At 71.8% G+C, this 12,080-nt stretch carries 13 protein-coding genes; 2 read left to right on the forward strand and 11 right to left on the reverse strand.

Going from position 1 to position 12,080, the window contains the following annotated elements; all coding sequences use genetic code 11:
• Nucleotides 1-40 precede the first annotated feature (40 nt).
• Genes ACZ6TB_RS24465 through ACZ6TB_RS24475 form a run of 3 tightly spaced genes read right to left on the reverse strand, consistent with a single transcriptional unit; the run spans nucleotide 41 to nucleotide 1,816 of the window.
• Nucleotides 41-577, reverse strand: coding sequence for a flavin reductase family protein (locus ACZ6TB_RS24465; RefSeq protein ID WP_465557313.1), 537 nt, complete (start codon nucleotides 575-577; stop codon nucleotides 41-43).
• Nucleotides 558-1,295 carry a GntR family transcriptional regulator gene (locus tag ACZ6TB_RS24470; protein ID WP_465557315.1) on the reverse strand — a complete coding sequence of 246 codons (738 nt, stop codon included), beginning with the start codon at nucleotides 1,293-1,295 and terminating at the stop codon, nucleotides 558-560. The genes ACZ6TB_RS24465 and ACZ6TB_RS24470 overlap by 20 nt, the downstream gene beginning before the upstream one ends.
• Nucleotides 1,292-1,816 carry a UTRA domain-containing protein gene (locus ACZ6TB_RS24475; protein WP_465557317.1) on the reverse strand — a complete coding sequence of 175 codons (525 nt, stop codon included), beginning with the start codon at nucleotides 1,814-1,816 and terminating at the stop codon, nucleotides 1,292-1,294. Before ACZ6TB_RS24475 ends, ACZ6TB_RS24470 begins: the two co-directional genes overlap by 4 nt.
• Nucleotides 1,817-1,948: 132 nt before the next feature.
• On the opposite strand from ACZ6TB_RS24475, the gene ACZ6TB_RS24480 reads away from it, so the two are divergent.
• Together ACZ6TB_RS24480 and ACZ6TB_RS24485 are read left to right on the forward strand one after the other, a co-directional pair.
• A complete protein-coding gene (locus tag ACZ6TB_RS24480) occupies nucleotides 1,949-2,176 on the forward strand; it encodes a hypothetical protein (RefSeq protein ID WP_465557319.1) in 228 nt (75 codons plus the stop codon).
• A gap of 684 nt (nucleotides 2,177-2,860) precedes the next feature.
• On the forward strand, nucleotides 2,861-3,205 hold the full coding sequence (locus tag ACZ6TB_RS24485; protein ID WP_465557321.1) for a VOC family protein: 345 nt from the start codon (nucleotides 2,861-2,863) through the stop codon (nucleotides 3,203-3,205).
• Here the strand turns inward: ACZ6TB_RS24485 and ACZ6TB_RS24490 are convergent.
• The 8 genes from ACZ6TB_RS24490 to ACZ6TB_RS24525 all read right to left on the reverse strand — a co-directional run bounded on the left by ACZ6TB_RS24490 (nucleotide 3,202) and on the right by ACZ6TB_RS24525 (nucleotide 11,793).
• The gene (locus tag ACZ6TB_RS24490; protein WP_465557323.1) at nucleotides 3,202-4,794 is read right to left on the reverse strand and encodes an ABC transporter permease; all 1,593 of its coding nucleotides are present in this window, start codon (nucleotides 4,792-4,794) and stop codon (nucleotides 3,202-3,204) included. The two genes, ACZ6TB_RS24485 and ACZ6TB_RS24490, sit on opposite strands and share 4 nt — an antisense overlap.
• Nucleotides 4,791-5,570 (reverse strand): ABC transporter ATP-binding protein, encoded by a 780-nt coding sequence (locus tag ACZ6TB_RS24495; RefSeq protein ID WP_465557325.1) that lies wholly within the window; start codon nucleotides 5,568-5,570, stop codon nucleotides 4,791-4,793. Before ACZ6TB_RS24495 ends, ACZ6TB_RS24490 begins: the two co-directional genes overlap by 4 nt.
• A gap of 80 nt (nucleotides 5,571-5,650) precedes the next feature.
• Nucleotides 5,651-6,337, reverse strand: coding sequence for a hypothetical protein (locus ACZ6TB_RS24500; RefSeq protein ID WP_465557327.1), 687 nt, complete (start codon nucleotides 6,335-6,337; stop codon nucleotides 5,651-5,653).
• An 81-nt stretch (nucleotides 6,338-6,418) separates the two neighbouring features.
• A complete protein-coding gene (locus ACZ6TB_RS24505) occupies nucleotides 6,419-8,041 on the reverse strand; it encodes a sodium/solute symporter (protein WP_465557329.1) in 1,623 nt (540 codons plus the stop codon).
• The gene (locus ACZ6TB_RS24510; protein WP_465557331.1) at nucleotides 8,038-8,418 is read right to left on the reverse strand and encodes a DUF485 domain-containing protein; all 381 of its coding nucleotides are present in this window, start codon (nucleotides 8,416-8,418) and stop codon (nucleotides 8,038-8,040) included. Before ACZ6TB_RS24510 ends, ACZ6TB_RS24505 begins: the two co-directional genes overlap by 4 nt.
• Nucleotides 8,419-8,448: 30 nt before the next feature.
• The gene (locus ACZ6TB_RS24515) at nucleotides 8,449-9,999 is read right to left on the reverse strand and encodes a DUF4153 domain-containing protein (protein ID WP_465557332.1); all 1,551 of its coding nucleotides are present in this window, start codon (nucleotides 9,997-9,999) and stop codon (nucleotides 8,449-8,451) included.
• Between the two features lie 91 nt (nucleotides 10,000-10,090).
• Nucleotides 10,091-11,107 carry a HAMP domain-containing sensor histidine kinase gene (locus tag ACZ6TB_RS24520; protein WP_465557334.1) on the reverse strand — a complete coding sequence of 339 codons (1,017 nt, stop codon included), beginning with the start codon at nucleotides 11,105-11,107 and terminating at the stop codon, nucleotides 10,091-10,093.
• Nucleotides 11,104-11,793, reverse strand: a complete 690-nt coding sequence (locus ACZ6TB_RS24525) for a response regulator transcription factor (protein WP_465557336.1) — start codon at nucleotides 11,791-11,793, stop codon at nucleotides 11,104-11,106. Before ACZ6TB_RS24525 ends, ACZ6TB_RS24520 begins: the two co-directional genes overlap by 4 nt.
• Nucleotides 11,794-12,080 lie beyond the last annotated feature (287 nt).

Genomic DNA, 12,080 nt, shown 5'->3' on the forward strand with positions numbered 1-12,080 from the left:
GCGCCGAGTGGCGGTCTGACTGCGCCGAGTGGGCCGGCGGTCAGCCGTTCAGCTCGCGGTAGCGCCCGCGGTAGTGCACGAGCGGCGCCGGCTCGCGATTCACCGTGATCGTCTCGATGACGCCCTCGACCAGCCGCGCCCAGCCGCACTCACGGCTGCTCTCGAGGCGGCAACCGGCCCAGGTGCCGGCGTCCGCGAGGACCGGGCCGTACTCGGTAGCGGTCCAGTCGCCGGTGCTGAAGAGGCCGCCGGGCGCGGGCATGAGTCCGGCGAAGCGGTCGGCGAGCTGTCGATCCGGTGGTGAGAGCGGGGTAATGGCGAAACGTCCGCTTTGTTCGACTGCGTCCCAGAGGTCGCTCTCCTCGTCGATCAGGCCGAGCACCCGGCCCGGATCACCGTCGGCGACGAGCATCGACGACACGGTCAGTCCGCGCGGTCCGGGGGCCGTCCAGAGGGTGACGGGCGCGGCGAGCCGCCCGCGCAGCCGCCGGACCGGGGAGCGATCCTCCTCGGGGGTGGCGAACGGGTCGGTCGAGTGGATGCGGCCGCCCGCCGCGTCAGCTGTCACGAGGAACATTCTGGTCGGTCAGCGGCACGTCGTAGCGGATCTCGAACCGCTGACCCGATTTGATCATCACGGTCGCCTCGACGGCGCGGCCGCCGGCGGCGTACGCGACCCGGAACTGCCGCAGCACCGGGACGTCCCCGGGCAGCTCGAGCGCCACGACCTCGGCGACGGTCGCCGGGCGTACGGAAACATGATCGATCGCATGATGCAGTTCCGGGAGAACCGCCGGGGAGCCGCCCGGGATGAGGCGCGGCGCGGCCAGCGCGGTGCCGCGGGCCAGGTCGACGGGGTAGTAGTTCCAGACCAGCTCGGCCGGCTCGCCGTCGAGCAGGGCCAGCTGCGAGCGCACCACCACCGGGTCGCCCGGGGCCAGGCCGAAGACCTCGGCGACCCGGGCCGGGGCCGGGCCCTCGGCCACCTCGAGCAGGCGGGTCGACGAGCTGCGCCCGGCGGCCCGGATCGGCGGCGAGTGGGCGGCCCGGATCGTGGCCGGCAGCCGGCCGGTCGCCACCACTGATTTGCCCCGGTAGCCCTCGACCAGGCCCTCCGCCTTGAGGATCGCGAGCGCCCGGGTCACGGTCATGTTGTTGACGCCGTACCGCTGCTTGAGCTCGGCGGTGCTCGGGAGGCGCTCGCCGGCCGCGATGTCGCCGGCCAGGATCAGCGCTCGGAGGTCGCCGGCGAGTTGCTGCTGACGGGATCTTCTACCGTCGTCCGAGACCGTCACGGGGTTACCCGGAGGCGGTATTTGATGGGGTCGCTGCGTTTTGCGACGATTCTGTTGACGGCGTACTCCGTTGGCATTTCGCCTTCGCCATAACTTATCCGTCGGTGAATTAGTATTACGTCCGTTTCGGAAATTTGCAGAATTTCCGTTTCTTCTGTTTTACCCCGCTTGGGGGGGCGCGCGGTGATGGTCTCCTCGACAATTCGGGCATTTTTCCCGAGCGATGTGAGTACGGCGACCGCCCCGCCCGGGATCTTGCCCGGTGTCGCGAGGGGTGTCGATGCCGCGAACGAGGCCGGGTAATAGGAATCGGCGATCTCGACCGGCACGTCGTCGAGCAGCATCAACCGGCTGCGCAGCACCACGAGCTCGCCCTCGGCCAGCTCCAGGGCCGCCCGCACCTCGTCATCCGGCGTCAGCGTGCGCACGTCGAGCAGTCGCTGCGTCCCCCGCCGGCCGGACGCGGCGGCCTCGGCCTTCCACGCGTCCCCGGCGCCGGCCACGACATACGGGTTGCCCATGTCCGATCATGCTGCCCCATCCGGCCCCGAATGTGGACCGTCACCTTTCGGCTACTCGCCATTACACAATTTGTGTAACGTAATCCCGTTCCGTAGCCGGACACGTACTCGGCGATATGGGGAGGCATGCGGATGAGTGAGACGTTGCCGCAACCCGGCGACGTGCTCTACGTGGGAGGTGCCGCCAGCGTCCAGTTCCAGGGCGAGCGCGCGCTGACTTTCCGCGTCATCCGAGTCGACCCGCGCCGCACGTACGACGGGTGGCTGTGGATTGACGGCTATGTGCTGGGCCCTTCCGGTGACGCCATCGAGCGGCGTGTGATCTTCGTACGCCGGGACGGTCTCCGGATACGACGCTAAGCCGGCTGGCGTCTTTTGTGGGTCTTCGGACCGCGGGCGCATTCCGCGGCCGGTCACCACCTCCACCATCCGGGCCGGACTGCGCGGCGCGAGACTGGCCGCAGCCGTGGTCCCGGCTCGGCCGTCGCCACCCGATAGCCCGGGCGATGGCCGGATCGCCGTTTTGCGGATCGCCCGCCCGGCGGTGCGCCGCGGCCCGATCCGGGAGCCGGGGGTGGCCCGCTGGCAGGCTCGGTGGGCGGCTGAGCTGGGCCAGCCATGGCATGGGTGGCGCGTGGGTCGCGCTCAGGGCGGCCCGTCGCGGCGTTTTAGGAAGTTTGTCCGCTCGGGCCGGCTCGCCTCGTAAGCGATGAAGAGTTACTGCGTCCTACGAGCACGAACTCTTCATCGCTTACTGCGGCGGATCGCTCGCTCCCGTCGCGGGGCTGCAGCACACTTTGGCGATCACTGCCTGCTTTCCACATTGGCCGGTTATCCACAGCCGGGCGCGGCAGATCCGCCTGACCTTGGGCTTTTCCGCCACAATCGTCGGCGGGGGGAACCCCCTGGGTGGGCGGGCTCTGCGGGTGGGCGGGCTCTGCGGGCGGGCGGGCTCTAGGAGCGGGCCGGGGGGTCTGCGAGCTGCGAGCGGCCGGCCCCCCACGGCAGAATCCAGGCGAAGTGACAGCCAGGAGGGCGGGATCTGTGCTCAGGAAGATTGACTGCGTCATGGTTCGCGTGGACGAGCTTGACGCCGGGATCGCCTTCTACGCGCGGGCCTTCGGGCTTCGTGAGCTCTGGCGCGACGAAACCTCGGCGGGGCTTGGCATGCCCGAGACCGACGCCGAGATTGTGCTGCACACGTTTGCGCTGCCGGACGGGCGGGCGGTCGGCTACCTGGTCGACGACGTTCGCGCGGCCGTCGCCGGTGGCGAGCACATCGTGCTGGAGGCGCCCTTTGAGATTGCGGTGGGGTGGTGTGCGGTGCTGGGGGATCCGTTCGGCAACTCGGTGTGCATTTTGGACATGACGAAAGGCGCGCGCGGCTAGCGGTTTGGTGTGACGGCGGCCAGCAGCTCCGGCATGCGGCGATCCAGGAGGTCGGCGGCGACGCCCGAGCCGATCAGGTAGGCGGCCGCGGCGTAGGCGATGCCGACCGGCAGGCCGATCCACAGCCACACCGTGCTGGCCACCAGGGCGATGATTTGCAGGGGCAGGCTGACGATCACGGCGCCGAGCAGGACCGCGAGCGCGAGCAAGCCCTTGGCCGGGCCGCCGCCGGAGGACATGGCGAACGGGTTCGACGAGTTCGGCAAGGCGTAGGCGGCGCGGATCGACAAAGGCAGAACGAGACCCAGGCCGACGCCGTACGCCGCGACCAGCAGCCCGAACGTGCTGGGAATCCGCCCGGGGTTCGCCGAGAGCGCGCCGACCAGCACGGCGATCGTGAGCAGCAGCGGCAGCGTGTAGATCGCGTGCGCCGCGGCCCGCGAGTGCACCTCGACCCGGCCGGGCACGCCGGCCGTGATGTTCGCGGCGTAGGCGCTGCCGTCGAAGCCGTACTGGTTGGCCAGCGCGATCGCGGCCAGCGAACCGACGAAGATGACCATGCTCCCGGGCGAGCCGGCGCTGATCGTGAGGCTGACCGGCAGGAACAGGCCGGCCATCGAGAACGTGATGAGGCTGGCCCGGCGCCTGGTCTCCCGCCACCAGTAGCGGACCTCGCGGGCGACGAGCGCGCCGAAGCGGGTGCGCGGCATCCGGCGGAACAGCAGCAGGTCGACGGGGCTGCGGTCGGTCGCGCCGCCGCGGCGGCCGCCCTCGGAGGCGGCGCCGAGCATCGCGCTCTCCAGCGACGTGCTCCACCACCAGAGCAGGCCGCCGATCGCGGCCGCGGTGATCAGCAGCTTCAGCGGCACCGCCCAGGCGCGACCCTCGGCGACGTCGAGACCCATCGAGTACGGCGAGCCCAGCGGGGTCCAGCCGATCACGTCGGCGACCTGGGCGAACGTGTCCCAGTCGGCGCGCTCGGCGCCGGCCAGGGCGGCGAGCTGCAACGGGCCGAGGGCGGCCGCGATCAGGGCGAGCGCGACGGCGGCCAGGTCACGGGAGCGGCGCGAGCGCAGGGCGGTCGCGAATCCGCTGGTCACCGAACGGCTGACGGCCACGCACAGGATCAGGCCGAGCAGCACGCCGGCGAGCTGGGTGAGGGCCGCAGCCGGGCCGCCGAGCCGGGCCGCGGTGTCGACCATGCCGGCCGTGGCGGCGAGCGTGGCCAGCGCGGGCAGGCCGGTCAGGGCCGCGATCGACAGGCCGGTGATCAGCGTGCGGCGGCGCAGCGGGAGCAGCGCGAAGCGGGCCGGGTCGAGCGACTCGTCGACGCCGAAGAAGATCAGCGGGAGGAACAACCAGCCGACCACCAGGCCCGCACCGCCGAGCGGCAGCAGCAGGCCGGCGGCACGCGGGCTGTCGGCCACCCCGGGGACCGCGAAGATCGCGTACCCGGAGATGGCGAAGAAGCCGGCCGCGAGCACGCCGAAGACGAAGAGCGCGATCCGCGCGGGCCGGCCGCGCAGGCCGTTGGCGGTGATCCGCAGCTTGAGACGGACGAACGGCCAGACCCCGGGCTGGGCGGTCACAGCCAGGCCAGCTCGGAGCCGGTGGCGACGCGGCCGCCGACGACCTGGACGAACACGTCCTCGAGCGAGCGGTCGCCGCGCACCTGGGCGAGAGTGCCGTTCAGGCGGAGCACGCCGTCCGACATGATCGCGACGTGGTCGCAGAGCCGCTCGACGACCTCCATCACGTGACTGGAGAAGACCACGGTGCCGCCGCCGGCGACGAACCGCTGGAGGATGTCGCGGATCAGGGCGGCCGAGACCGGGTCGACGGCCTCGAACGGCTCGTCGAGCACGAGCAGCCGCGGGCCGTGCAGCAGCGCGCAGGCGAGGCCGATCTTCTTCTTCATGCCGGCCGAGTAGTCGACCACCAGGGTGCGGTTGCCGGCGCCGAGCTCGAGCACGTCGAGCAGCTCACGGGCGCGCTGGTCGACGGTCGCCTGGTCCATGCCGCGCAGCAGGCCGTGATAGGCCAGCAGCTCGGGGCCGGTGAGCCGGTCGAACAGGCGCACGCCGTCGGGGAGGACGCCCAGCCGAGCCTTCGCCGCCGCGGGATCGGCCCAGACGTCGTACCCCAGCAGGAAAGCCTTGCCCTGATCGGGGCGCAGGAGGCCGACGGCCATGGAGAGCGTGGTGGTCTTGCCGGCGCCGTTGGGGCCGAGAAGTCCGTAGAAGGAGCCGGCCGGCACCTCGAGGCTGACCCCGGAGACGGCGAGCTTGGTGTCGAAGTGCTTCACCAGGCCGTGCAGCGACATGGCCGCGACCTGCTCATCCGTTCGTTGCACCGGCACCGTCATGAACCCGAAGGTAGCGGTCCGCGGCCAGCCCGGACCACCCCGTCACCGGTGTGGCCCGGGCCCGATCGGACGAGCCCCCCTCACCCCACCCGTTCGATGACCGCGCGCCGGATCAGGAACTTGCCCGCCTCGCGGACCTCCTCGAAGGCCGCGTTGTTGAGCAGGACGCAGCTGCCCGACGTGGTCTCGACCTTGACGGTGATGCTCTTGTTGTTGTCCAGGTTCGTCACCTTGAGGACCGTGCCGAGCGGGAACGTGCCGCTGGACGCGAACGGCGCGCCGGCCTCGCCGGAGAGCGTGACCGTGGACCCCTTGCAGACGACCTCGCCGGCCCCCGTTCCGGTCGCCGGCGGCGCGGTGGTGGCGGCCGGCGCCTTGGTCGGCGGAGTGGTCTTCGGGGGCTTGGTGTGCTTGGCCGGCTTGGTGTGCTTCGGCGGCGCCGCGGGCGCCGCCGGCGCCGCCGCGCCCGGAACCTCCGCCGCTACGTTCGCATTGCAGCCCGCCACCTGGCGACGCTGGTTGATCAGATCGACGACGGCCTGCCGGTTCTGGATGCGGGCGTCGGAGAGCGCGTCCGGGTTGGCCCGCTGACCGGCGATGAACTGGAGGTTCTGGCGCAGCGCCTGGTCGAGCCCGACACAGTTCTCGCCGGCGCTGCTCACTCCGGTGCTGATCGCGAACGCCCCGCCGGCGATCGCCAGCGCGACGCCGCCGATGGCCAGCTTCCTCGTACGCCCGGACATCGCATTCCGCCGGTACCGCCTCATGGCCCGCTCCTTTGCTCGGTGGCTGCCCTTCGATACGTGGGCGGGCGCAGAGGGAGATCGGGGGTCGCACCTTAAACATCCTTAAATGCGCAACGACTCCGGCGCGTGCAGTCGCAGCATGGTCGCGCCGACGTCGTGCGGGACGCGGCGGCTGGTCAGCAGCGACCCGATGATCATCACGAGGAAGGCGAGCGGCACCGTCCACGCCGCGGGCTGGCCGATCAACTGGGCCGGCCATCCGCTCAGCGGCGGCCCGAGCACGGTGATCAGCACGGCCGCCATCGACGCGCCGCCGCCGATCAGGACGCCGGCGGCCGCGCCTACGGCGGTGAGACGCCGCCACCAGATGCCGAGCACGAGCAGCGGGCAGAAGCTCGACGCGGCGACGGCGAAGGCGAGCCCGACCACCCGCGACACGTCCATGCCGGAGACGTAGAGCGACAGCGTGACCGGGAGGATCGCGGCGATCAGCGTGGCCACCCGGAAGTCGCGGACCGAGCCGGTGCGGCCGGCGTGCAGCACGTCGGTGAAGACCACCCCGGCGACGCTGGTGAGCAGCCCCGACGAGGTGGACAGGAAGGCGGCGAGCGCGCCCGCGGTGACCAGGGCGCCGAGCAGGCGGCCGAGGTGGCCGCCGCCGAGCGCGGCCTCGGGCAGGGTGAGCACCACGGCGTCGGTGCGGCCGGTCATCAGCAACTGTGGGGTGTAGACGCGGCCGAGCACGCCGTAGAGGGTGGGCAGCAGGTAGAACAGGCCGACCAGGGCGAGCACGACCAGGGTGGTGCGGCGGGCCGAGGCGCCGTCGGGATTGGTGTAGAAGCGCACGAGCACGTGCGGTAAGCCCATGGTGCCCAGGAACGTGGCCAGGATCAGCGAGTACGTGGCGAACAGGGTGCGGTTGCCGCCGGGCAGCAGCCAGTCCGTCCCGAAGTGGGCGTCGACCGTGCTGACCGCGGGCACCGGATCGCCCTGGTCGTAGTGCAGCTCCTGTCCCTTGTGGACGGGCCGGCCGTCGATGATCGCGTCCTGCTGGATGACCACGGCGGTGGCGGCCGGGAAGACGGCGCCGGCGGGTGGGGTGATCGGCGGGCGCCCGTCCGACTGCCACTGCAGGGCCAGGAAGATCACCGGTACGGCGAGGGCCGTGAGCTTGAGCCAGTACTGGAACGCCTGCACGAACGTGATCGCGCGCATCCCGCCGAGGGCCACGTTCGCGGTGACCACCACGCCGACCAGGAGCGCTCCCCACACGTACGACCCGCCGGTGACCGTGGTGAAGGTCAGCCCCGCGCCCTGTAGTTGCGGCACCAGGTAGAGGCAGCCGATGAAGACGACGAAGACGCTGGCCAGCCGCCGCAGCGCGGTCGATCGCAGCCGCACCTGACAGAAGTCGGGCAGGGTGAACGCCCCCGACCGGCGCAGCGGCGCGGCCACGAACAGCAACAGCGCGAGGTATCCGGCCGCGAAGCCAACCGGGTACCAGAGCACGTCGACCCCGTACCGCAGAATCAGACCCGCCACGCCCAGGAACGACGCTGCCGAGAGATATTCGCCGCTGATCGCCGCCGCGTTCCACGATGGGCTCACCGAGCGCGACGCCACCAGGAAATCCGACGTCGTGCGGGCGAACCGGAGCCCGTACACGCCGATCCCGACGGTGACCACAACGACCAGGATCAAACCCGGCACGAGGTACGGATTCACTGCTCCGGCTTCCGGATCAGCGCGATGAAGTCCTGCTCGTTGCGTTCGGCCCAGCGCACGTACGCCCAGCCGACGCCGACCAGGAACGGGAAGGCGGCCACGCCGAGCAGCAGCCACGGCAGGTTGACCCCGAGGAGCTTGACCGAGCCGACCGTGGGCGCGGCCACGAACAGCAGCGGCAGCGCGCCCAGCCCGGTGACCACCACCAGCGCAAGCCGGAGAGCGAGCGCGAGCTGGGCGCGGACCAGGCCTTTCACCAGCGCCTCGCCCAGCGGCGTCTGTTCCGCGAGGTCGGCGTGGCTGCGGTCGGTGGGGCGGCGCTGGGCCGCGATCTCGCCCAGCACCACTCGCGTACGCCGCGCCGGCTGCTCCTCCATGCCCGGAGTCTTACGGTCCGGGCGTAGATGTCAAGGGCAGAACCAGCCCGAACCCGATAGATCACGAGCAATGATCGTCCGGGCCCGCTCGCGGCCCAGGTTCCAGCCCCGCCAGTCGTCCGGGTGCTCGTCGAGCCAGAGGTCGATGTGGCCGAGCACGCAGTTGCGGCGGGCGGCGTCGAGCCCGGTCAGGCCCGGCACCGCGTCCGGCGAGAGCGTGCCCAGGTAGGCGAGGTCGAGGTTGTGGTCCTGCCGGACGTTGTGCTCGGCGATCACCCGGTCGGGGTTGGCGACGGCCAGGCCGAGCAGCGCGAGCACCCCCGCGGCGATCGCGACGCGCGGCAGCCAGGCGGCCCGGATCCGGAGGCCGGCGACCAGGACGAGCACCAGGACGAGGCCGAACCAGGCCTCGCAGCAGGCGACCAGCAGCCGCAGCCGGGTCAGGCCGTAGGTGTCCGCATACAGGTTGATCCGGTGCAGCGCCGAGGCGACGATGACCAGCGTGAGGACGGCCAGCGCGCCGAGGACCAGGCGGATCGTGGTGCGGTCGGCGGCCGTTACCCGCGGCGCCCAGCGAGCCGCGCCGGCCAGCACCACGAGGGTGAGCGCGGTGACGACGGAGAGCTGCCAGAAGCCGCTGCGGGCGTACTCGGCGTAGGTGAGGCCGTCGGTCTCCAGCACGTGCCGGTTGCCGCCGAACAGGACGGCGAGCTGCACCGCGACGAAGCCGGCGAACAGCAGCACGAGCAGGCCCAGCGGGATCGCCCACTCGAAACGGCCGACCTTGCGGCCCTCGGTGGCGTCCAGACCGGACAGATCGGGCGGGCCGGCGTGCAGGAACGCGGCGCCGCCGAGGGCGAGGGCCGCCACCACGAAGACGAAGATCCAGCGGGCCGTGGCGCCGATGCTGACGCTCGGCGAGAGCGTGGAGAGGGCGTCGGCGAACGCGGCGTCGGCCGAGGCGAACAGCGCGCCGAAGACGGTGAGCAGCGCGATCGAGACCGCGATGGTGGCCGCGACCCGCACGTTCGCGGCCGCCTCGGTCGACCTGCGCAGCCGGGACGTGCCGCGGGCGAGCCAGGGAAGGGCCCGGAACGCGGCGACCGGCGGCATCGTGAAGCCGGCCACGATGCTGCGCATCGAATGGCCGCCGACCAGCGCCAGGGTGCCGGTGAGGGCGGCGGTGGCGAGGCAGAGCAGGAACAGCCAGCCGGCCGAGCGGAACGTGCCGACGGCGAGCAGCGCCACGGTGGCGGCCGACCAGGCGTAACGGTCCAGGCTCTTGAGCGCCGGTGGGCCGGTCACCAGCGGCGTCGGGGCCCCGGGCGGCGTACGGGCGGGAAATGCTTGGGCCACGATCAGCGCGACCACGCCGGCCAGCGCGGTGACCAGCCAGCCGATTCCGGCCCGGTCGAGCGGCAGGCTGACGCCGGCGATCGCGGCGCCGGCGCCGATGGCCAGGATCGTGGCCGTGGTCGCCGGGCGGCTCGCGCCGGACCAGTGCCGTCCCCAGGGGGCGTCGGACGGCCACGGTCCGTGGATGACCGGCGGGTAGGCCGGTATTCTAGCGGTGGTCGCCATGACCATTTACCTCCATATTTCGGGCAGCGTGAGTCGGCCCGAGGTCGTCGGACTTGCTTGCGGTGTTTTCGGGCGGCCTTGCGGCTCTTCGTCAGGCGCCGAGCGGCAGGGTCACGTGGATGTGGCAGCCGCGGTGCGTGCGGTCGGGGTCGACCACGGCGATCGTGCCGTGGTGCAGCTGGACCACCCAGCGGGCGATCGCGAGGCCGAGCCCGGTGCCGCCGCCGGCGCGCTCGCCCCGGGTGAACCGCTCGAAGACCCGGTCCCGCTCGGCCTGCGGAATGCCGGCGCCCTCATCGGCGACGGCGAGCAGCAGGTGGTCGTCGCGGCGCTCGGCGCGAACCAGCACGGTGCCACCGGGCGGACTGTGCCGGGCCGCGTTGTCGAGCAGGTTGGCGAAGACCTGGTGCAGGCGTTCCCGGTCGCCGGGGACCATCATCACGACCGGGGGTGTGGACACTTCGAAGTGCACGCTGCGGCCGGCGCCGGCCGCGTTCACCTGGGCCTCCCGAACCACCTCGTCGAGGAAGGCCGGCACGTCGATCGGGGTGCGGGCCAGCGGGATCACGCCGGCCTCCACCCGGGATAGGTCGAGCAGCTCGGTGACCAGGCGACCGAGCCGCTCGGTCTGGGTCAGGGCGGTCTGCAGCATCTCGGGGTCGGGCTCGGCGACGCCGTCGACCAGGTTTTCCAGCAGGCCCTGGAGCGCCGTGATCGGAGTGCGGAGCTCATGGGAAACGTTGGCAATCAGCTCGCGCCGCTGCTGATCCGCCGCCGCGAGGTCGGCGGCCATCTGGTTGAACGCCTGGGCGAGCTGGCCCACCTCGTCCTGCGAGGTCGCGCGCACCCGGCGGGTGTAGTCGCCCATCGCCATCGCCTTGGCCGCCGCCGTCATCTCCCGCAGTGGCGAGGTCATGCCGTGCGCGAGAAACTGCAGCGTGGTCAGCGCGACGACGATCGCGGTGACCGAGGTCCAGACCGGGAACCAGCCCAGCCACAGCGTGAACCAGGCCATACCGGCCGCGCCCGCCCCGATCAGGATCATCCCGATCTTGATTTTGATCGACCGCACGGGGTCCAGCGGGCGGGGAAGCGGCAGGCGGATCATCGCTCGACCTCCAAGGCATAACCGACCCCGTGCACCGTACGGATGAGATCCGAGCCAAGCTTGCGCCGCAGGCCCTTGATGTGGCTGTCCACCGTGCGCGTGCCCGACGCATCGGCCCACCCCCACACGTCGGCCAGCAGCCGCTCCCGGGGCAGCACCGTCCGCGGGTGCGCGGCGAGATGCACGAGCAGATCGAACTCGGTCGGCGTCAGGTGCGCCTCGATCCCGTCCCGCAGCACCCGCCGCTCGGCCTGATTGATCTCCAAATCCCCGAACCGCAGCGTCGGCGGCCCCGTCTCCGCCGGCGCGCTCTTCACCGCCCGTCGCAGCAGCGCGTGCACCCGGGCCGCCAGCTCCCGCATCGAGAACGGCTTGACCATGTAGTCGTCCGCCCCCACGGCCAGCCCGACGAGCAGGTCGGTCTCATCATCGCGGGCGGTGAGCATGAGAATCGGCACGGGCCGCTCCGCCTGAATCCGCCGGCAAACTTCGAGCCCGTCAAACCCAGGAAGCATGACATCAAGGACAATAAGGTCAGGCGGCGTACGCCGAGCCGCCGCCACCGCACCCGGCCCGTCCCCCGCGGTCTCCACGCTGAACCCTTCGGCCCGCAGCCGCGCCGCGACCGCGTCCGCGATGGTCCGCTCATCCTCGACGACGAGCACCCGCCGTTCGGCCGTCTCCACGCCCGCTGCCTCCCGCCGCCCTTTGCTCTGCTTACCTATACGCGCCGTGCCGGCCCGCCCTGCTGTGCCGTCCCGCTTCGCGCCGTGCCGTCCCGCCCTGCTGTGCCGTCCCGCTCTGCTTACCTATACGCGCCGTGCCGTCCCGCGCTGTGCCGTCCCGCTCTGCTTACCTATACGCGCCGTGCCGTCCCGCGCTGTGCCGTCCCGCTCTGCTCCGCGCCGTGCCGTCCCACTCCCGCGCTGCGCTGCCCCGCGCGCTGTGCCGCCGTCGCGTCGTTGTGCGCCGT

It is taken from the genome of Actinoplanes sp. NPDC051537 (assembly GCF_055586105.1).